This window comes from Microbacterium sp. 2FI, assembly GCF_005502885.1.
Taxonomy (GTDB): domain Bacteria; phylum Actinomycetota; class Actinomycetes; order Actinomycetales; family Microbacteriaceae; genus Microbacterium.
Map to the genome: position 1 here is coordinate 274,501 of NZ_SCMR01000001.1, position 18,144 is coordinate 292,644.

Consider the following 18,144-nt stretch of genomic DNA (forward strand, 5'->3'; position numbering starts at 1 on the left):
GGCTCTCGCCGGTCAGGTCGATATCGGGTCGATGGCCGGTTGCCGCCGCCACCGGGGCAGAATAGGGCGATGACGGAACCTGCGACGACGAAACCTGCGACGCCCGCGAAGACCGCTGCCGTTCCGCTTCTGATCACCGGTGTCGTGCTGGTGGCCCTCTCGCTCCTGCTGGGGCTGTGGCTGCTGACGCGAGCCGACGAGCCGTTCACGATCGACGAGTGGTGGAACGTCACGGTCGCCGAATGGTGGAACCCGGTGCTCGCGGCCATCTGCCACTTCATGGATTGGGTCGGCGCGGGATGGTTCGGCGTGTTCGCGGTGCCGATCGGCGTCGGGCTCGTGCTGGTGCTCGTGCGCAGGCCCTGGGCGGCGGCGTTCTTCATCGCCGCCGAGGCGCTCACCGCGCTGGTCGTTCAGGTGCAGAAGCACCTGTTCGGACGCGTTCGCCCGGAAGACATCATCGTGATCTCGGACCACGGCTCGTACCCCTCGGGTCACGTCGCGAACGCCGCCGCGATCGCCGTCGCGCTGTTCGTCATCTTCCCGCGGGCGTGGGTCGCTGTGGTCGGCGCCGCCTGGGTGCTGCTCATGGCCTTCAGCCGCACGTATCTGCATGCGCACTGGTTGAGCGACACCCTCGGCGGCGCACTCGCCGGTGCCGGTGCCACGCTCCTCGTCGCCGCGGCGTTCGCCGTGCCGATGGCTCGTGAGGCCGCTCGCGCCGTGCCGAAGGAGCCGTCGCTAGGCTGAGGCGCATGAGCGCGCCCGAGACGTCCGATGCCGCCGTCGCCGCAGCCGAGCTTGCGCGGCTGCGCGCCGAAGCCGAGGCCGCCGAAGCCCAGCTGAAGGCCGCGCAGGCACGCGCGGCGCTCGCGGCCGCGGAGGCCGAGGCCGTGAAGGCCGCGCACGCCGGCAAAACGGAGGAGATCCGCGAAACGGAGGACGTTTCGGGCCCGATCGCTCCTCCGGATGGCGGATCTCCTCCGATTCGCGAGGTCACGCCGATGACGGATGCTGCGCCGACCGGCCCGCTGAACGCCGACGAGGTCGCGGCGATCGTCGCCGGGTACACGTTCGATGCGCCGACGCTCGACCTCGGCGCGCTCGTGAACGGCGAGCCGGACGCGAGCGCGCAGGTGCGGATCCCGCTCGGGATGATGAACCGCCACGGACTTGTCGCCGGTGCCACCGGCACCGGCAAGACCCGCACGCTGCAGGGGCTCGCCGAGCAGCTCGCCGCGCGCGGCGTTCCCGTCTTCGCCGCAGACATCAAGGGCGACCTCACCGGTGTCGCGACTCCCGGTGAGCCGAGCGAGAAGCTGCTGGCGCGCACGAGCGCGATCGGCCAGGACTGGAAGCCCGAGGCGTCGGCGACCGAGTACTTCGCGCTCGGCGGCATCGGCAAGGGCGTGCCGGTGCGCGCGACCGTGTCGGGTTTCGGCCCGCTGCTGCTGAGCAAGGTGCTCGGGCTCAACGCGACACAGGAGTCGAGTCTCGGCCTCGTGTTCCACTACGCCGATGCGCAGGGACTCGCCCTCGTCGACCTCTCGGATCTGCGCGCGGTGCTCACCTACCTCACGAGTGACGAGGGCAAGCCGCAGCTGAGGGAGCTCGGCGGGCTGTCGGCGGCCACGGCGGGCGTGATCCTGCGCGAGCTCATCACCTTCGCCGACCAGGGCGCGGACGTCTTCTTCGGCGAGCCCGAGTTCGAGGTGACCGACTTCCTCCGCACGGTCGCCGACGGCCGCGGCATCGTGAGCCTGCTCGAGGTCCCGGGCGTGATCGACAAGCCGGCACTGTTCTCGACATTCCTCATGTACCTGCTGGCCGAACTGTTCGAGATCCTCCCCGAGGTCGGTGACCTCGACAAGCCGAAGCTCGTGTTCTTCTTCGACGAGGCGCATCTGCTGTTCCGCGACGCCTCGAAGGACTTCCTCGCGGCGATCGTGCAGACCGTGCGACTGATCCGCTCGAAGGGCGTCGGTGTCTTCTTCGTGACGCAGACGCCCAAGGACGTCCCCTCCGACGTGCTCGCCCAGCTCGGCTCGCGCGTGCAGCATGCGCTGCGCGCCTTCACCCCCGACGACGCGAAGGCGCTGCGCGCCACGGTCGGCACGTACCCGAATTCGGGGTACGACCTCGAGCGCGTGCTGCAGGAGCTCGGCACGGGTGAGGCGATCGTGACCGTCATGAGCGAGAAGGGCGCCCCGACGCCGGTCGCGTGGACGCGCCTGCGCGCGCCGCAGGGCCTCATGTCGCCGACGACCGATCCCGCGATCGAGGCGGCGGTGAAGGCTTCGCCGCTGCTGGCGAAATACGGCACCGCGATCGACCGCGAGTCGGCACGCGAGGTGCTGACCGTCCGCATGAACGCGGCCGCCGATGCCGAAGCCGCCGAGCAGGCGGCGCTCGAGAAGGCGAAGGTCGCCGCCGAACTCGCGAAACAGCAGGCGGTGCTGGACAAGCAGCAGGCGGCGGCTGAGAGGAAGGCGCAGCAGGAGTACGAGCGTCTCCTGAAGAAGACGTCAGGCACGACGCGCACGTCGCGCTCCGCCCAGAAGTCGCCGCTCGAACAGGTTCTCGGCTCGAAGTCGACGCAGACTATCCTGAACGGGGTCATCCGCGGGATCTTCGGCACCGGCCGCCGCTGAGCCCGCGCGGCATCCCGCCCCCCATCCGGCGCCCGGCGCGTCGGCGCTCCCCGTCGGAAGGTTCGCTCGCGTGCGCAGGAAGCTCGTCGCCGCAGGCCTCGTCGTGGCGGTTGCCGTCGCCGGGGCGGGCGTCGCGCTCGCGATCACCGCGGGGGCACGGGGTTCGGATGCCGCGCCCGAGGTCGTCGCGACGGCGCCGGGAGCAGAGACGCCCCAAGCCGTGGCGGCGAGCGACTTCTGCTTCGTCGAGTCGATGATCTTCTATCGGGTCGAGGCGGTCGAGCTTGCGACCGTGCTCCGCGGCATGGACGACGTGTCACCGCCTCTCCGGGCTTTCGCCGACACGGTGGTCGAGGACGATTCGGCCGAGCTCGACGAACTCCGCGAGCGGTACGTGGCGTGGGCCGACGCCCGGCCGCTCGAACCGACCGACGACGGGGCGTGCGCGGGTCACGGAGCCCACGCGCAGATGCCGGGGATGCCGAGCCTCGCCCAGCGCGGCGACCTCTCGGCCGCCGACGGCGCGGCCGGCGAGCAGCTGTTCCTCGCTCTGATGATCGCCCAGAATGCGGGTGTCGCGGCACTGGTCGCCGACACGCTCGACGTGCCCGCGCATCCGATCGTGCGCGAATCCGCCGAACGGGCGCTCGCAGCGGGGGCGATCCGAGCGCGCGGTCTGGCCGAGCTGCGGGATGCAGCGCCCTGAGGATCGGGCGGGCTCGGCATCCGAACCCAATGGTGAACCCGCAGGCTCGTGATCCTCGCGGCCTCGCCGCACGCGAACGCCTAGCCTGGAGCCATGGCGACGAAGCCCCCGAAAGCCGACATCGACGAGACGCGCGTGCGCGTCACCGGCCCCAAGACGGTCGCGGTCGGCGTGCCCGCGGTGCTGCACGCGCTGCAGATCTCGGCGGATCAGATGGGCATCGCGCGCTCGGTGCAGACGCTGCTGCGCGTCAACCAGAAGGACGGCTTCGACTGCCCCGGATGCGCGTGGCCCGAGGAGGACAAGCGGCACGTCGCGGAGTTCTGCGAGAACGGAGCGAAGGCCGTCGCCGAGGAGGCGACGCTGCGCCGGGTCGGGCCCGACTTCTTCGCCGCACACTCGATGGACGAACTGCGCGGCCACGACGACTGGTGGCTCGGGCAGCAGGGTCGCCTGACGCATCCGATGCTCCTCGACGAAGGAGCGACCCACTACCGGCCGATCCCGTGGGACGACGCGCTGGGACTCATCGCCGACGAGCTCTCGTCACTCGATGACCCGGACGAGGCGGTGTTCTACACCTCGGGCCGCACCTCGAACGAGGCGGCGTTCCTGTACCAGCTGCTCGTGCGCGGCATCGGCACCAACAACCTGCCCGACTGCTCGAACATGTGCCACGAGTCGTCGGGCTCGGCCCTCACCGAGACGATCGGAATCGGCAAGGGCACGGTCTCGATCGAGGACATTCACGATGCCGACCTGATCATCGTCGCCGGGCAGAATCCCGGCACGAATCACCCGCGCATGCTGTCGGCCCTCGAGAAGGCGAAGTCGCGCGGCGCGACGATCATCGCTGTCAATCCGCTGCCCGAAGCGGGGCTCATGCGGTTCGAGAACCCGCAGACGGTTCGCGGCATCGCGTTCGGGGGCACGAAGCTCGCCGACGACTTCCTGCAGATCCGGCTCGGCGGCGATCAGGCGCTCTTCCAGGCGATCGGCAAGCATCTGCTCGAGGCTGACGCCGGCAGGTCGGCGGCGCTCGACCACGCCTTCATCGCCGAGCACACGAGCGGCTTCGAGGCGTATCGGCAGGCGATGGCGGAGGTGTCGTGGCGCGAGCTGGTCACGGCCACCGGTCTCCCCGAGAAGACGCTGCGACGCGTCGGCGAGTCGGTGCGCACCTCGAAGGCGACGATCGTGTGCTGGGCGATGGGGCTGACGCAGCACAAGCACTCGGTGCCGACGCTGCGCGATGTCGTCAACGTGCTGCTGGTGCAAGGCAGCATCGGTCGGCCCGGGGCCGGGGTGTGCCCCGTGCGCGGCCACTCGAACGTGCAGGGCGACCGCACCGTCGGCATCTACGAGAACCCGTCCGAGGCCTTCCTCGCCTCCCTCGACGCGGAGTTCGGCTTCACGGCCCCGCGTGCTCACGGCTTCGACACGGTCGAGGCGATCCGGGCGATGCGCGACGGCCGTGTGCGCGTTTTCATGGGCATGGGAGGCAACTTCGTCTCGGCGACGCCCGACACCGCGGTCGTCGAGGCTGCGATGGCGCGCGTCGACCTGACGGTGCAGGTCTCGACCAAGCTCAACCGGTCGCATGTCGTCGCCGGGCGCCGGGCGATCATTCTGCCGACCCTGGGCCGCACCGACCGCGATCGTCGCGGCGGGCGCGAGCAGCGGGTCACCGTCGAGGACTCGATGGGTGCCGTGCACGGCTCGCGCGGCCGGCTCGCCCCGCCGTCGGACGACCTCTTGAGCGAAGTCGCGATCGTCGCGCGCCTGTGCGGTCTGGTGTTCGGCTCGCCGTCGCCCTCGTCGCGAGATCAGGTGATCTCACGTATGAAGGACGAATCGGGCGGGAATCGTCCTGAGCCGGGGACATCACCTGATCTGGCGACGGATGCCGCGGCATCCACTCCTCGCAATCGTGCGAAGCCGCAGGCCGACTGGGTGGCGCTCGAAGCCGACTACGCGCTCATCCGCGGGCACATCGAGCGGGTCATCCCCGGGTTCGACGACTACGAATCACGCACCGCGAAGGGGCGCACGTTCTTCCTCCCCAACGGCCCGCGCGACGAGCGGCGGTTCGCCACCGCCGATGGCAAGGCACGCTTCACGGCGAATCCGCTCGAATACCCCGTGATTCCGCGTGGGCGGGTGCTGCTGCAGACGCTGCGCTCGCACGATCAGTACAACACGACGATCTACGGCAAGGACGATCGGTACCGCGGCATCCACGGCGGGCGGCGGGTGATCCTCATGCACCGGCGCGACATCCAGGATCTCGGGTTCGCCGACGGCGAGGTCGTCGACCTGGTGTCGGAGTGGACCGGCGCCGACGGGGTGCTGCAGGAGCGGCGGGCGGGGGCATTCCGCATCGTCTCGTACCGAACGCCGCGCGGGAACGCCGCCGCCTACTACCCCGAGACGAACGTGCTCGTGCCGCTGGATTCGACGGCCGACGTGAGCGGCACACCGACCTCGAAGTCGGTGGTCATCCGCCTCGAGCGCCGGGATGCCTGACGGTCTCTAGGCTGGAGCAATGATCCGCGCCGCCGTCATCACGGTCTCCGACCGCTCCGCAGCCGGCGAGCGGGTCGACTCCAGCGGGCCCATCGCTGTCGCCGCGTTGCGGGAAGCCGGTTTCGACTGCGCTGAGGCCGTCGTGGTGGCAGATGGCGCCGACTCGGTCGAGCGGGCGCTGCAGGCCGAGATCGTGGCGGGGGTGAAACTGGTCGTCACCACGGGCGGCACGGGCGTCGGCCCGCGCGACGAGACCCCGGAGGGCACGGCCCGCGTGATCACGCGCGAGATCCCCGGCATCGCCGAAGCGCTCCGTCGTCGCGGAGTCAGCGAGAAGCCTGCCGGCATGCTGACCCGCGGCATCGCGGGCGTCGTCGATCCGCACGGCGCGCTCGTCGTCAACCTTCCCGGATCGACCGCGGGTGTGTCGTCGGGCATGCCGGTGCTGTTGTCGGTCGCGCGCCACGTGATCGATCAGCTCGGCGGAGGCGACCATTGATGCCCGCGGTGCGCCTGGCCGCCATCAGCGCGGAGCCGCTCGACCTCGACGCCCACCTCGCGGCCGTCGACGACGCCGCAGTGGGGGCGGTCACGACGTTCGTGGGTCGGGTTCGAGATCATGATCCGGATGCCGCGACCGCCGTCGTCGCGTTGGAGTACTCCGCGCATCCCGACGCCGAGGCGGCGCTCCGACGCATCGCGGAAGCGTCCGTGGGGGAGGGGGGCGCTCTCGTGGCGGTGAGCCACCGGGTGGGCCGACTCGCGGTCGGCGATGCCGCCGTCGTGATCGCGGTGGCGGCGCCGCATCGCGCCGAGGCGTTCGAGGTGTGTCGGGCCCTGATCGAGGCGATCAAGACCGATCTGCCCGTGTGGAAGCGGCAGGTCGAGGCCGACGGCACCGCTCGGTGGCTGGGCCTCGGCGGCTGATCCTCGAGGTCCAGATCGGTTCCGACGTTCCCGCTCCGAGACTGGCCCGTACCGAAAACCCGGTCGGTCACAATGACACGCCGTGAACGGAGCTGCGGCACCGGCGTGTCGGGTTTACCGACCGGGTTTTCGGTACACGGGTCCGGTCGAGTCCGGTCGGGTCGGGTCCGGTCGGCTCGGGTCGGGGGGACCGGGGGATCAGCCGCCGGCGAAGGGCGGAAGCACGTCGACGAGGTCGTCGGTGCCGAGAACGGTGTCGTCGTCGACCCGCGCCCCTCCGACGAGGACGGCGCAGCGCGGGAGAATGCCGCCGAGACCGGGGTAGTCGGCCGAGACCCCGCGGCGCAGGTCGCCGAGGGTCGGCTCGCCGCGGTGCTCGGTGTCGCGGCCGGCGGCCTCCTGGGCTGCGGCGAAGTAGCGGACGACCGCCACTACTTCTCCCAGCCGTCGGCGAGGGCGGCGACCGCCTCGACCGCCTCGAGCACGAGAGCCGGGTCGGTGCCGCCGCGACCGGCGACGAGTCCGGCGACGAACGCGCCGAGCGGCGCGGCGGGGCGTGCGACGCCGTTCGCCACGTCACGCGTGAGGTCGAGCACCGCGGCGACCGGGACGTCGTCGTCGGCGAGTCCGAACCGCTCGCGCAGCGCTGCGGCCCACGCGTCGAGCGCTTCGGGCGGAAGGGTGCGGGATTGTTCGCTCATGACGACTCCTCAGCCTCGTGCGGGGCGGCCGCGGCGCGGGCCTCGACCAGATCCTCCCACGTGTCGACGTCACGGGTGAGGTCGTCGGCTGCCGCGACGACGGTGATCGCGAGATCGTCGAGGATCGCGCGCACGGGTGCGTCACGACCGCCGTCGGGGAGAGCGGATGCCGCTGTCCGCAGCGCGCGCGTGCGATACGCGCCGACCAGCCACTGCGGCCGACTCGACGCGTCGCCGAGGCACATGCCGTCGGTGTCGGAGGGGAGGAGCACGATGTCGGACACCAGTCGCCGCACGGCGGCGTCGATGCCGGGGAGGTCGCATGCGAGCACGAGGGTCCACTCCGGGTCGGGCGCCTCCGGCGCGCCCGGCCACGACGACAGCGCGGCGATGATCGCGGCCGCGGGGCCGCCGAACGGCGGGTCTTCGTGCACCCACGTGACGGGTAGGCCGGGGTCGAGGACCGGAGCGACCACCGAGATCGGGTGGGCCGCGGCATCCGCCGCCGCAGCCACCGCGGTGGCGAGCAGCGTGCGGCCGCCGACCTCGAACAGCGGCTTCACGGCGCCGTCGACGCGCGAAGCGCGGCCGCCGGCGAGGAGGATCGCGCCGAGGTGGGGGTTCGGACCGTGATCCTGGGTCATGCCTCTCCGGGGCGCATCCAGTCACCGCTCTTGCCGCCGGTCTTTCGGGTGATGCGCACGTTCTCGATCGACGTCGCCTTGTCGAGGCCCTTGACCATGTCGACGATCGCGAGGGCTGCGACGGAGACGGCGGTGAGGGCCTCCATCTCGACGCCCGTGCGATCGGCGGTGCGCACCGTGGCCTCGACACTGACGCCGTCGTCGTCGATCACGAGTTCGACGGCGGCGCCGTGCACGCCGATCACGTGGGCGAGGGGAAGGAGATCGGGGGTGCGCTTGGCTGCCTGGATGCCGGCGATGCGGGCGACCGCGAGCACATCGCCCTTGGGAACGGAGCCGTCGCGGAGCGCCGCGACGACCGCGGGGGAGCACCGTACGAACCCACGGGCCGTCGCTGCGCGCACCGTCGGCTGCTTCTGGGTGACATCGACCATGCGAGCGTGGCCGGAGCCGTCGAGGTGCGTGAAGCTCATGAGATCAGCATGACATCGATGAGATCTCCCGCCGTGACCGTGTCGATGTCGGCCGGCACCACCGCGTACGCCTCGGCGCGGCCGAGGCCGCCGGCGAGGTGCGAGCCGCCGCCCGTCGCCGGCATCGCACGCCAGCCGCGCGGGTCGGAGCGGTCGATCATCACGGGCAGATACTGGGTGCGCCCGGGCGGCGTTCGCCATGCGCGGCCCGCGGGCAGGGCGATGACGCGGCGCTGCGCATCGGCGCGGCCCTGCAGCTCCAGCAGTGCGGGGCGCACGAACACCTCGAACGACACCGCGGCGCTCACGGGATTGCCGGGCAGGCCGAACAGCAGCGTTCCGGCGGGGGTCCGCCCGAACCCCTGCGGCTTGCCGGGCTGCATCCGCACCTTCGTGAAGGTCATGCTGTCTCCGAGGGTCGCCTTGACGACTTCGTACGCGCCGGCGCTCACTCCTCCCGAGAACACGACCACATCGGCGCCGAGCGCCTCGGCGTCGGCGATCGCGCGACGCGGGCCGTCGCCGTCATCGGGCACGCTGCCGCGCAGCACGACCTCCGCACCCGCTTCGGCGGCGAGCCCCGCCAGCAGCTCGCTGTTGGACTCGGGGATCTGGCCGCGCAGCAGGGGTGACCCGGGGGCGACGAGCTCGGAACCGGTCGACACGACGGCGACGCGCGGGGTGCGGCTGACGCTCACCCGGTCGACACCGGCGGCCGCGGCTGCGGCGAGCTGGAGGGCGCCGAGGAGGACTCCCGGCGCCAGGATCTCGTCGCCGACCACGGCATCTTCGCCGCGTCGGCGGATGTGGGCGCCCAGAACGCGCGGCGCGCGCAGCACGGTGATCTCGCCGAGCGAATCGGCGAGACCTCCGGCGGTGTCCTCGAACGGCACGATCGCCGTCGCGTCGCGCGGGACAGGCGACCCGGTCATGATGCGCGCGGCTTCCCGCTCGCCGATCGGCGGGTCGAGGGCGGTGCCCGCCGGCAGATCGGCGACGACGCGCAGCACGGCGGGGTCCTCGGGTGATGCCGTCGCCACGTCGGCGTGCCGCACGGCGAACCCGTCCATGGCGGAGTTGTCGAAGACCGGGATGTCGACCGCGGCGGCGACGGCCTCGCGGAGCGTGCGGCCGCGCGCGGCGCTCACCGGCACGGCGACCGGATCGAGCGTGACGACGGCCGCGAGCACCGCAGCGAGGTGCTCGTCCACGGAGACGAGCCCGTCGCCGGTGGGCCCCGGGGTCACGCGCTCACCCGAGCGCGGGCGGCGGTCGCGGTATCCCACGCCGTCATGCCTCCGGCGAGGACAGCGGCCTCGATCCCGGCCGCGCGCAAAGCGCTCGCCGCGCGCTGCGCGCGCACACCGACCTGGCAGACGACGATGACGGGTCCGGCGCCGGCGCGCGCAGGGTCGGCGAGCAGGTCGGCGAGCGGCACCTCGATCGCGCCGGGGATCACTCCGCCGGCCGTCTCGTGCGGTTCGCGGACATCGAGCAGAGTGGCTCCGGCCGACTGCGCCGCGAGGGCGCCGTCGGGCTCGACGTGCGGGATGGGTTCGCCGGCGGGTGAAGCTGCCGGCGCGGGCGCGATCGGCGCCACGTTCGCCGGGCGCAGCGGCACCTCGTCGGTGCGGGTGCGCAGCGCGTCGACGATCAGCACCCGGCCGAGCAGCGGCTCGCCGACGCCCGTGATCAGCTTCACGGTCTCGGTGGCGAGCATCGCTCCCACCTGCAGGCAGAGCGACCCGAGCACGCCGACCTGGGCGCAGGTCGGAACGTCGCCGACCGTCTCGGACGGATAGAGGTCGGAGAGCCGCACGGGCGCCGCACCGTCGGGCGGGCTCGACCAGAACACCGTGACCTGGGCGTGGAACTCCTGCACGACGCCCCATACGAGCGGCACGCCGAGGTGCTCGCACGCCGAAGCGACGGCATCCCGCGTCTCGAACGTGTCGGTGCCGTCGACGACCACGTGGGCGCCGGCGAGCAGTTCGCGGGCGTTCGCGGCGGTGAGTCGGACGGGCCGGGTCCGCACGATGGTCGTGGGGGAGAGGTCTGCCGCGACGCGCGTCGCCGAGTCGACCTTCGCGCGTCCGACGTCGGCGACGCGGTGCATCACCTGGCGCTGCAGGTTCGATGCCTCGACGACGTCGTCGTCGATGACGGTGAGGGTTCCGATCCCCGCGGCGGCGAGAGCCAGCACCGTCGGCGACCCGAGGCCGCCCGCTCCGACGACGACGACATGCGCGGCGGCGAGGCGCCGCTGGGCGAGCTCGCCGAAGCCCGCGAGCGATGCGTGCCGCGCAGTGCGCGTGCGCTCGTCCGGTTCGAGGGCGTCGACGGGCTCGACGAGAGGCGGGAACGGCATGGTTCCAGGGTAGGACCGCTCGGCGCGCGCGAGGCCGAAACCGTTTCCGCACATGCGGAGAATTAGCCTCTGTTCATCCGCATGTGCGGTGGTAGCGTGCTCGTGTGCCCACCTACAAGATCTCGGATGCCGCTCGCCTGCTCGGCGTCAGCGACGACACGGTGCGGCGCTGGATCGACGGCGGACTGCTCTCCACGACGGGATCCACGCCGGCCGAGATCCCCGGCGATGCGCTCGCCGCGCGCGCGGTCGAGCTGGCCGCCGCGCCCCGCGATTCCGGAGACGTGCTGTCGAGCGCCCGCAACCGGTTCGTGGGGATCGTCACACGCGTCCAGCGGGACGGGATCATGGCGCAGATCGACATCCAGGCAGGACCCCACCGCGTCGTCTCGCTGCTGTCGGCCGAGGCCGCCTCCGACCTCGGCCTCGAGGTCGGCTCGCTCGCCGTGGCGGTCGTGAAGGCCACGAACGTCATCGTCGAGACGCCGAAGGGCTGACGGATGCCGCGTCCTCACGGCACCATGACGCACGAGCACCCTCGCCCGCGCCGCCACCGAGTGCTCTTCGTCGCGGCATCACTCGCTCTCGCGCTCACGGGATGCGCGGCGGCCGGGTCGGCATCCCCCGACGAGCAGGCCATGCCCGGCGATCCCACCGCCACGAACGGCGCCGAGCTGAGCGGTGAGCTCACGATCTGGGCGGCGGCATCGCTCGGCGCCGTGTTCGAGGAACTCGCCACGGGCTTCGAGGGGCGGCATCCGGGTGTCGAGGTGCTGCCGATCTCGTACGACGGTTCGAGCACCCTCGCGACGCAGCTCATCGAAGGGGCGCCGGCCGACGTGTTCGCGTCGGCCGATGAGGCCACGATGCAGCGCGTCGTCGATGCCGGCATCGCCGCGAGCCCTCGGCTCTTCGCCTCGAACACCCTCGTGATCGCGGTGCCCGCCGGCAACCCGGGCACCGTGCAGGCGATCGAAGACCTCGGGTCGCCCGAGCTCACGGTCGTGCTGTGCGCTCCCGCCGTGCCGTGCGGCGCGGCATCCATAACCCTTCTCGCCGACAACGGGGTGAGTGTGACGCCGGCGAGTATCGAACAGAACGTCACGGCGGTGCTCGCGAAGGTCGCCGCGGGCGAGGCCGACGCGGGGCTCGTATACGTCACCGATGTTCGCAACCGCGACGACGTCGAGGCGATTCCGGCGGCCGGCTCCGAGGATGTGGTCGGCCATTATCCGATCGCGGCGCTCGAAGACGCGGCCGATCCCGAGATCGCCGCTGCATTCGTCGACTTCGTGCTCTCGGAGCCGGCGCAGGCGCTCCTCGCCTCGCGCGGATTCGGCCCGCCGTGAGTGTGACCGCCGACCGGGCCGGCTTCGTGCCGCGTATCCTCGCGCTTCCGGCGATCCTCGGCCTCGCGCTGCTCGTGCTGCCGCTGGCGGCACTGGTCCTTCGCGTCGAGTGGTCGACGCTCTGGTCGGATGTCACCTCGCCCGAGGCGATGTCGGCGCTGTGGCTGTCGCTGGCGACCGGCGCCGTCGCCACGACGGCATGCATTGTGCTGGGCGTGCCGCTCGCGCTCGTCATCGCGCGGAGCGCGCCGCGGCGGGCTGCCGTGCTGCGGGCGATCGTGACCGTTCCCCTCGTGCTGCCGCCGATGGTCGGGGGTGTGGCGATGCTGTTCCTCTTCGGGCGCACGAGCGTCATCGGCGGGATGCTGGCCGAGTGGGGGATCCGGGTGCCGTTCACGACCACGGCGGTCGTCCTCGCCCAGACGTTCGTCGCGCTCCCGTTCCTCGTGCTCGCTGTCGAGGGGTCGATGCGCTCGATCGGCATCGGCTACGAGCAGGCCGCCGCCGGCCTCGGCGCCGGACGATGGACGATCCTCGCCCGTGTCACCTTGCCGCTGGCCGCCCCCGGACTCACCGCCGGCATCGTGCTGTGCTTCGCGCGCGCGATCGGCGAGTTCGGCGCGACGGCGCTTTTCGCCGGCAACGCCCCGGGCGTCACGCAGACGATGCCGCTCGCGATCTACACCGCCTTCAACGGCGCGGGAGTCTCGCAGGGCACCGCCGTCGCGCTGTCGCTGCTGCTGCTGGTCACCGCGATCGGCGTGCTGCTGCTCGTTCGCGCGTGGCGCGTGGAGACACCGCGATGACCGGCGCTGCCCTCGATGCCCACGTCGTGGTGACGAGATCCGGATTCCGGCTCGACGCAACGCTGCATGCCGACCCGGGCGACGTCGTCGCGCTCATGGGTCCGAGCGGCGCCGGCAAATCGACGTTTCTCGGGGTGCTCGCGGGCCTCGTGCGACTGTCGGAAGGCGAGGTGCGCCTCGGCGATCGGGTTCTGGATGCTGCGCTCCGACCGCGCCGGCACACCGCGCCGTCCGAGCGCGGCGTCGTGCTGCTCGGACAGGAGCCCCGGCTGTTCCCGCATCTCACGGCGCACGAGAACATCGCGTTCGCCGCGCGCGTGCACGGGGCGACCAAGACGGTCGCGGCGGCGGATGCCGGCGAGTGGCTGTGGCGGGTCGGCCTCGACGGCATGGGCGCGCGGCGACCTGCCGAGCTCTCGGGTGGGCAGCAGCAGCGGGTCGCACTCGCACGCGCTCTGGCGACCTCGCCGTCGGCGATCCTCCTCGACGAGCCGCTCACGTCGCTCGACGCCGAGACCGCGGCCGATGTGCGAGCCCTGTTGCACGATCAGCTCGCGGCGACGCGCACGACGGCGATCGTGGCGACCCACGACGCCGTCGATGCCGTCTCCCTCGCGTCGCACCTCGTCGTGCTCGAGGCGGGGCAGGTCACGCAGGCGGGGCCGGTGCGTGATGTTCTCGCATCGCCCGCGACGCGATTCACCGCAGCGGTGGCAGGTCTCAATCGCGTCGAGGGTGAGCTGCGGTCGGGGCGCTGGGTGCGTGACGCGGTCGTGCTCGAGACGGCGGATGCGGCATCCTTCCCCGCCGATGTCGACGCCGCCGCCGCGGTCTTCCGCCCGTCGTCCGTGCGGCTTGAGCGTGTCGAGACCGACACCTGGACCGGGGCGCTGCGGATCACCGATGGAGCCTCCCGCTCGCGCGGCGAGTGGCTCGCGCGCGTGACCCGGCTCGAGCAGACGCCGGGAGGCGTGCGCGTGCGCACGGCCGATCCCGAGGTCGCCGTCGACGTGTCGGCTGACAGCGTCGCCGGCCTCGGGCTCGCGCCGGGCGTTCCGGTGCGGCTGCGGGTCGACGCCGCCGATGTGCGCCTGGTCGTGTCGCAGCCGCCCGCGGCCTGACCGAACGCCGAGCCTTAGAATCGCGGGATGCCGAAGATCCGCCCGTTCCGACCCGGCGACGAGCCTGCCCTCGCCGAGATCTGCCTCCAGACCGCGGACGCCGGGGGTGACGCCACCGGCGTCTTCTCGGACGACGACCTGTGGGCCGAGGTCTTCGCACTGCCGTATGTCGCGCGGCACCCGGATCTCGCCTTCGTCGTCGAGACCGACGACGCCCGGGTCGCCGGCTACATCGTCGGCGCGCCCGATACCCGCGCGTTCGAGGAGTGGTTCCGCACCGAATGGTGGCCGCGGTTCGCGGAGCGCTGGCCGCTTCCCGACGCGGAGCGCTCGCGGCAGGACGGCACGCTCATCTACGCGTACGGTCGCCGCGGTGGTGCCGAGCCGTACGGAGACACCTACCCCGCGCACCTGCACATCGATCTGCTTCCCGAACTCCAGGGGCAGGGGTGGGGCCGACGCCTCATCGACACGCTCGTGGACGCGCTGCGCGAGCGCGGCGTCACGGGCCTGCACCTCGCGTCGTCGAGCGACAATCAGGGTGCCATCGCGTTCTACCCGCGCGTCGGGTTCACGGCCCTGCCGTCGCACGAGGGCGTGCAGGCCTTCGGCCGGCATCTGTGACCACTGTCGCGCGTCGGCAACAGGGTCAACCCCCTGCCGATGCGCGCGCGCGTGACGTAGCGTCGCCAGAGTGACAGACCTCACCGCACCCACCGGCCGCGAGCCGGCCCTGCAGGCTGTGCCGCACGAAGACGGCTCGCAGCCGCGCGCCCTCGTGCTCGGCGCCACCGGCTACATCGGCGGGCGGCTCGTGCCTCGGCTACTGAACGCCGGGTACCGGGTGCGGGTGCTCGCACGGGATGCCACGCGGGTCGCCGCGTTCGAGTGGGGTGCGCGGGTCGAGGTGACGGTCGGCGATGCGACGGATGCCGAGGCGATGGCAGACGCCGTGCGCGACGTCGACGTGCTCTACTACCTCGTGCATTCGATGGGCGCCGGCAAGGGCTTCGAAGCGGCCGATCGCGACGCAGCCGTCACCGCCGCCGAGGCGGCAGCGGCAGCATCCGTCCGTCGCATCGTGTACTTGGGTGGGCTGCATCCCGAGGCGCGCGTCAGCAAGCCGGGGGTCTGGGGCGGAGCCCCAGAAGGCAGCGTGGTGCTTTCACCCCACCTGCGCTCCCGCGTCGAGGTGGGCGAGACCCTCCTCGACAGCGGCGTTCCGACCCTCGTGCTGCAGGCGGGCGTCGTGATCGGCTCGGGCTCGGCGTCGTTCGAGATGGTGCGCCACCTCACCGAGGTGCTGCCGTACATGCCCGCGCCGAAGTGGGTGCGCAACCGCATCCAGCCCATCGCGGTGCGCGACGTGCTGCACTACCTGCTGGGTGCGGCTCGCGTCGCCCCCGACGTCAACACCGCCGTCGACATCGGCGGGCCCGACGTGCTGCGCTACGGCCAGATGATGAACGGCTACGCGGTCGAGGCGGGTCTCAAACAGCGCGGCATCGCGGCGCTGCCGGTGCTGACGCCGCGCCTCGCGTCGCACTGGGTGAACCTCGTGACGCCGATCCCCAGGCGCGTCGCGATGCCGCTCGTGGAGTCGCTGCAGAACGAGTGCATCGTGAAGAATCGCGACGTCGATGCGCTGATCCCACCACCCGAGGACGGTCTTACGCCGTACCGCCGTGCCGTCGACCTCGCGCTCGGCAAGGTGGAGCTCGATCAGGTCGAGACCAGCTGGCAGGACGCCGAGGTGCTGGGCGTCCCGAGCGACCCGCTGCCGAACGACCCCGACTGGGCCGGCCGGGTCGTCTTCACCGATCGCCGGGTCGCCGCCACCGACGCAGGCCCCGAGGCGCTGTGGCGCGTCATCCAGGGGATCGGGGGCGAGCGCGGCTGGTACTCCAATCCGCTGCTGTGGGCGATCCGGGGGTGGATGGACAAGATCGTCGGCGGGGTGGGCCTGCGCCGCGGACGGCGCCACCGCGACCGGCTCGTCGTCGGCGATGCGGTCGACTTCTGGCGCGTCGAGGCGATCGAGCCCGGCATGCTGCTGCGCCTGCGCGCCGAGATGAAAGTGCCGGGGCTCGCGTGGCTCGAGATGTCCGTCACCCCCGAAGGCTCGGGCGCGCGGTACGAGCAGCGTGCCGTGTTCTTCCCGCGTGGGCTCGCGGGGCGGCTCTACTGGCTGGCCGTCCTGCCCTTCCACGGATTCATCTTCGCCGGGATGGCGAACCGCATCACCGCGGCGGCCGAGGAGGCGGAGGCGGCTGAGCGCGAATGACGCGGCCGCCGCGATCGTGAGACCGCGGCGGCCGCGTATTCGGGCACGGTGCTACAGCGCCCCGGCGCCCGTGCTGGTGTTGAACAGAGTGTCGCCTGTGTAGACGGCCGTCACCTCACCCGTTCCGTACTTCGCCGGGATGGCCACGCGGGCGACCCCGTTGCGAACCGGCTGCGGTGCGCCGATCGCGACGCCGTCGAGCGCGAACTGCACGGAACCGCTCGGCGCCGTGACATGACCGGTGTCGGAGGTCACCGCGGCGGTGACCGCGCGGCCGTGGTTCTCGACCTCGACCGAGGTCGCCTTGAACGCGACCCGGGTCAGGAAGTCCCGCAGCGCGTCACGCCAGTACGACCACGTGTGCGCTCCGTCCACGTTGTACGAGGTGAACGGGACGCCCACACTCGTCAGCAGCGCCTGCTCGGCGGTGGTGTTGCCTTGGGCGAGGCCGCCGAGGTCCTGGATGCCGACGCCGATGTGCAGGCCGAGGAGCTCCTTCAGCGCCGGACTGTTCTCCTGCCCGGCGGTCGGAAGACCGCGGGGCACCGACCAGACGCCGTAGTAGCCGAACTGGGTCGTGTCGTTGAACAGGATGTCCTGGACGACGGTGCCACCGCCCGAGAGGCCCGACAACGCGCGATCCGAAGCCGCAGAGCTGACGTTGAAGGCACCCTCGATGTAGGGCACCAGGTAGTCGGTGATCTCCGGGCGCGTCGGATTGTTCGGCATGACGATGACGAGCGGCTCAATCTCGTCCGCTGCGATCAGATTGTCGACGATGCTCGCGACTACCCCCTGGGTGCTCCAGTTCATCTCATTGCCGCCACCGCCGTGATTGAGGTAGTAGGTCGGGTACGGCACGGCACGATCGGGGTCGTATCCGGGCGGGGTGTACACCGTCGCGTAGTTTGCGTTCGCGGGGTTCGTGTGACCGGGGAACGGGAAGGTGATGTGCTCAAGTGCGCCCTGAGCGGACTCCGGTGAGGGCGCCTGCCACGAGTAGTCGGCCGTGCCGAACGCCGGGTCGGACGGAACGTACACCTGGCTGGTGCGCTCGATCGTTCCCGCGGTCGACCATGGGGGGTTCGACGGGTCGTAGAGCGCCGTGCAGCCGGTCATCGCGGGTGCGGCGGCGGTGCAGTCCCGGTACAGCCAGTAGCTGAAGACGCCGGACGGCAGCGGCGTGGTGTAGGACCAGATCCCGGTGGCTTCATCCTTCACCATGCTGCTCACTGGCCAGTTCCCCGCCGATCCGGCGAGGGGCGACGGGATCGGGATGTCGCCCGGCAGCCATGTCGAGCCGAACCGCGGCGAGGGGTTGGTCGGGTCGGCTGCGATGTCGCCGGCCGATGCGAAGGACCACTCGCCCTTGATGCGGATGCTCGTGGCCAGGGGGTCGTAGAAGTGGAATGTCACTTCGTACCCGGTCGGGCCGGTCCCGGTGTGCACGATGTCGGGCGAGAGTTCCTCGGCGGTCGGCTCGGCCGCTGTTGCGGTGGATGCGAATCCCACGGTGCTTGCGGCGGTGATCGCGGCCAGTACGGCCGCGATCCATGCGCGCCTGCGGATTGTCGTCACGGTTGGTCCC

The 18,144-nt window shown here is 71.7% G+C and carries 19 protein-coding genes; 12 read left to right on the plus strand and 7 right to left on the minus strand.

Translation table 11 applies throughout. From position 1 onward, the window contains the following. The first annotated feature begins 69 nt into the window (after positions 1 to 69). The 6 genes from FFS15_RS01265 (at position 70) to FFS15_RS01290 (ending at position 6,810) form a co-directional block, all read left to right on the plus strand. Positions 70 to 750: a phosphatase PAP2 family protein gene (locus tag FFS15_RS01265; RefSeq protein ID WP_137843180.1), complete on the plus strand. Its 681-nt coding sequence runs from the start codon at positions 70 to 72 to the stop codon at positions 748 to 750. A 5-nt stretch (positions 751 to 755) separates the two neighbouring features. Then, positions 756 to 2,651 (plus strand): helicase HerA-like domain-containing protein, encoded by a 1,896-nt coding sequence (locus FFS15_RS01270; RefSeq protein ID WP_137843181.1) that lies wholly within the window; start codon positions 756 to 758, stop codon positions 2,649 to 2,651. A 70-nt stretch (positions 2,652 to 2,721) separates the two neighbouring features. Then, positions 2,722 to 3,357 (plus strand): DUF305 domain-containing protein, encoded by a 636-nt coding sequence (locus FFS15_RS01275; RefSeq protein ID WP_137843182.1) that lies wholly within the window; start codon positions 2,722 to 2,724, stop codon positions 3,355 to 3,357. 93 nt (positions 3,358 to 3,450) lie between these two features. Beyond that, entirely contained in the window at positions 3,451 to 5,883 is a 2,433-nt protein-coding gene (locus tag FFS15_RS01280; RefSeq protein WP_137843183.1) for an FdhF/YdeP family oxidoreductase, read from the plus strand. Between the two features lie 19 nt (positions 5,884 to 5,902). Beyond that, on the plus strand, positions 5,903 to 6,382 hold the full coding sequence (locus FFS15_RS01285; RefSeq protein ID WP_137843184.1) for a molybdenum cofactor synthesis domain-containing protein: 480 nt from the start codon (positions 5,903 to 5,905) through the stop codon (positions 6,380 to 6,382). After that, positions 6,382 to 6,810 carry a molybdenum cofactor biosynthesis protein MoaE gene (locus FFS15_RS01290; protein WP_137843185.1) on the plus strand — a complete coding sequence of 143 codons (429 nt, stop codon included), beginning with the start codon at positions 6,382 to 6,384 and terminating at the stop codon, positions 6,808 to 6,810. The genes FFS15_RS01285 and FFS15_RS01290 overlap by 1 nt, the downstream gene beginning before the upstream one ends. A 198-nt stretch (positions 6,811 to 7,008) precedes the next feature. Here the strand turns inward: FFS15_RS01290 and FFS15_RS01295 are convergent, their stop codons facing one another. From FFS15_RS01295 to FFS15_RS01320, 6 genes are read right to left on the minus strand one after another with little or no spacing between them, the layout of a single operon-like run. Continuing rightward, positions 7,009 to 7,242: a MoaD/ThiS family protein gene (locus FFS15_RS01295; protein WP_137843186.1), complete on the minus strand. Its 234-nt coding sequence runs from the start codon at positions 7,240 to 7,242 to the stop codon at positions 7,009 to 7,011. Further along, positions 7,242 to 7,511: a DUF6457 domain-containing protein gene (locus FFS15_RS01300; RefSeq protein ID WP_137843187.1), complete on the minus strand. Its 270-nt coding sequence runs from the start codon at positions 7,509 to 7,511 to the stop codon at positions 7,242 to 7,244. Before FFS15_RS01300 ends, FFS15_RS01295 begins: the two co-directional genes overlap by 1 nt. Beyond that, positions 7,508 to 8,155: an NTP transferase domain-containing protein gene (locus tag FFS15_RS01305; RefSeq protein ID WP_137843188.1), complete on the minus strand. Its 648-nt coding sequence runs from the start codon at positions 8,153 to 8,155 to the stop codon at positions 7,508 to 7,510. The genes FFS15_RS01300 and FFS15_RS01305 overlap by 4 nt, the downstream gene beginning before the upstream one ends. Then, complete coding sequence (gene moaC, locus FFS15_RS01310) at positions 8,152 to 8,628, minus strand: cyclic pyranopterin monophosphate synthase MoaC (protein ID WP_137843189.1); 477 nt, start codon at positions 8,626 to 8,628, stop codon at positions 8,152 to 8,154. Before moaC ends, FFS15_RS01305 begins: the two co-directional genes overlap by 4 nt. Continuing rightward, positions 8,625 to 9,875, minus strand: coding sequence for a gephyrin-like molybdotransferase Glp (glp, locus tag FFS15_RS01315; RefSeq protein WP_137843190.1), 1,251 nt, complete (start codon positions 9,873 to 9,875; stop codon positions 8,625 to 8,627). The genes moaC and glp overlap by 4 nt, the downstream gene beginning before the upstream one ends. Continuing rightward, positions 9,872 to 10,996 carry a ThiF family adenylyltransferase gene (locus FFS15_RS01320; protein WP_137843191.1) on the minus strand — a complete coding sequence of 375 codons (1,125 nt, stop codon included), beginning with the start codon at positions 10,994 to 10,996 and terminating at the stop codon, positions 9,872 to 9,874. The genes glp and FFS15_RS01320 overlap by 4 nt, the downstream gene beginning before the upstream one ends. Positions 10,997 to 11,100: 104 nt before the next feature. Here FFS15_RS01320 and FFS15_RS01325 point away from each other — a divergent pair, with 104 nt between their 5' ends. From FFS15_RS01325 to FFS15_RS01350, 6 genes are all read left to right on the plus strand, one after another. Next, entirely contained in the window at positions 11,101 to 11,493 is a 393-nt protein-coding gene (locus FFS15_RS01325) for a TOBE domain-containing protein (RefSeq protein ID WP_137843192.1), read from the plus strand. Positions 11,494 to 11,496: 3 nt separating this feature from the next. After that, the gene (gene modA / locus FFS15_RS01330; RefSeq protein ID WP_249353620.1) at positions 11,497 to 12,345 is read left to right on the plus strand and encodes a molybdate ABC transporter substrate-binding protein; all 849 of its coding nucleotides are present in this window, start codon (positions 11,497 to 11,499) and stop codon (positions 12,343 to 12,345) included. Next, complete coding sequence (locus tag FFS15_RS01335) at positions 12,342 to 13,151, plus strand: ABC transporter permease (RefSeq protein ID WP_249353622.1); 810 nt, start codon at positions 12,342 to 12,344, stop codon at positions 13,149 to 13,151. The genes modA and FFS15_RS01335 overlap by 4 nt, the downstream gene beginning before the upstream one ends. Further along, a complete protein-coding gene (locus tag FFS15_RS01340; protein WP_171013036.1) occupies positions 13,148 to 14,272 on the plus strand; it encodes an ABC transporter ATP-binding protein in 1,125 nt (374 codons plus the stop codon). The genes FFS15_RS01335 and FFS15_RS01340 overlap by 4 nt, the downstream gene beginning before the upstream one ends. Positions 14,273 to 14,299: 27 nt before the next feature. Further along, entirely contained in the window at positions 14,300 to 14,896 is a 597-nt protein-coding gene (locus FFS15_RS01345) for a GNAT family N-acetyltransferase (protein WP_137843194.1), read from the plus strand. 70 nt (positions 14,897 to 14,966) lie between these two features. After that, entirely contained in the window at positions 14,967 to 16,556 is a 1,590-nt protein-coding gene (locus FFS15_RS01350) for an SDR family oxidoreductase (protein ID WP_137843195.1), read from the plus strand. A 51-nt stretch (positions 16,557 to 16,607) separates the two neighbouring features. On the opposite strand, the gene FFS15_RS01355 is transcribed toward FFS15_RS01350, so the two are convergent. Beyond that, entirely contained in the window at positions 16,608 to 18,134 is a 1,527-nt protein-coding gene (locus FFS15_RS01355; protein WP_171013037.1) for an Ig-like domain repeat protein, read from the minus strand. Between the last annotated feature and the right edge of the window lie 10 nt (positions 18,135 to 18,144).

Bases quoted from the DNA above. Each gene is read 5' to 3' on its own strand.
- FFS15_RS01280 (WP_137843183.1), top strand. From the start codon at position 3,451: ATGGCGACGAAGCCCCCGAAAGCCGACATCGACGAGACGCGCGTGCGC.
- FFS15_RS01340 (WP_171013036.1), top strand. From the start codon at position 13,148: ATGACCGGCGCTGCCCTCGATGCCCACGTCGTGGTGACGAGATCCGGA.
- FFS15_RS01290 (WP_137843185.1), top strand. From the start codon at position 6,382: ATGCCCGCGGTGCGCCTGGCCGCCATCAGCGCGGAGCCGCTCGACCTC.
- FFS15_RS01345 (WP_137843194.1), top strand. From the start codon at position 14,300: ATGCCGAAGATCCGCCCGTTCCGACCCGGCGACGAGCCTGCCCTCGCC.
- FFS15_RS01320 (WP_137843191.1), bottom strand. From the start codon at position 10,996: ATGCCGTTCCCGCCTCTCGTCGAGCCCGTCGACGCCCTCGAACCGGAC.
- FFS15_RS01305 (WP_137843188.1), bottom strand. From the start codon at position 8,155: ATGACCCAGGATCACGGTCCGAACCCCCACCTCGGCGCGATCCTCCTC.
- moaC (WP_137843189.1), bottom strand. From the start codon at position 8,628: ATGAGCTTCACGCACCTCGACGGCTCCGGCCACGCTCGCATGGTCGAT.
- FFS15_RS01270 (WP_137843181.1), top strand. From the start codon at position 756: ATGAGCGCGCCCGAGACGTCCGATGCCGCCGTCGCCGCAGCCGAGCTT.
- FFS15_RS01265 (WP_137843180.1), top strand. From the start codon at position 70: ATGACGGAACCTGCGACGACGAAACCTGCGACGCCCGCGAAGACCGCT.
- FFS15_RS01285 (WP_137843184.1), top strand. From the start codon at position 5,903: ATGATCCGCGCCGCCGTCATCACGGTCTCCGACCGCTCCGCAGCCGGC.
- modA (WP_249353620.1), top strand. From the start codon at position 11,497: ATGCCGCGTCCTCACGGCACCATGACGCACGAGCACCCTCGCCCGCGC.
- FFS15_RS01300 (WP_137843187.1), bottom strand. From the start codon at position 7,511: ATGAGCGAACAATCCCGCACCCTTCCGCCCGAAGCGCTCGACGCGTGG.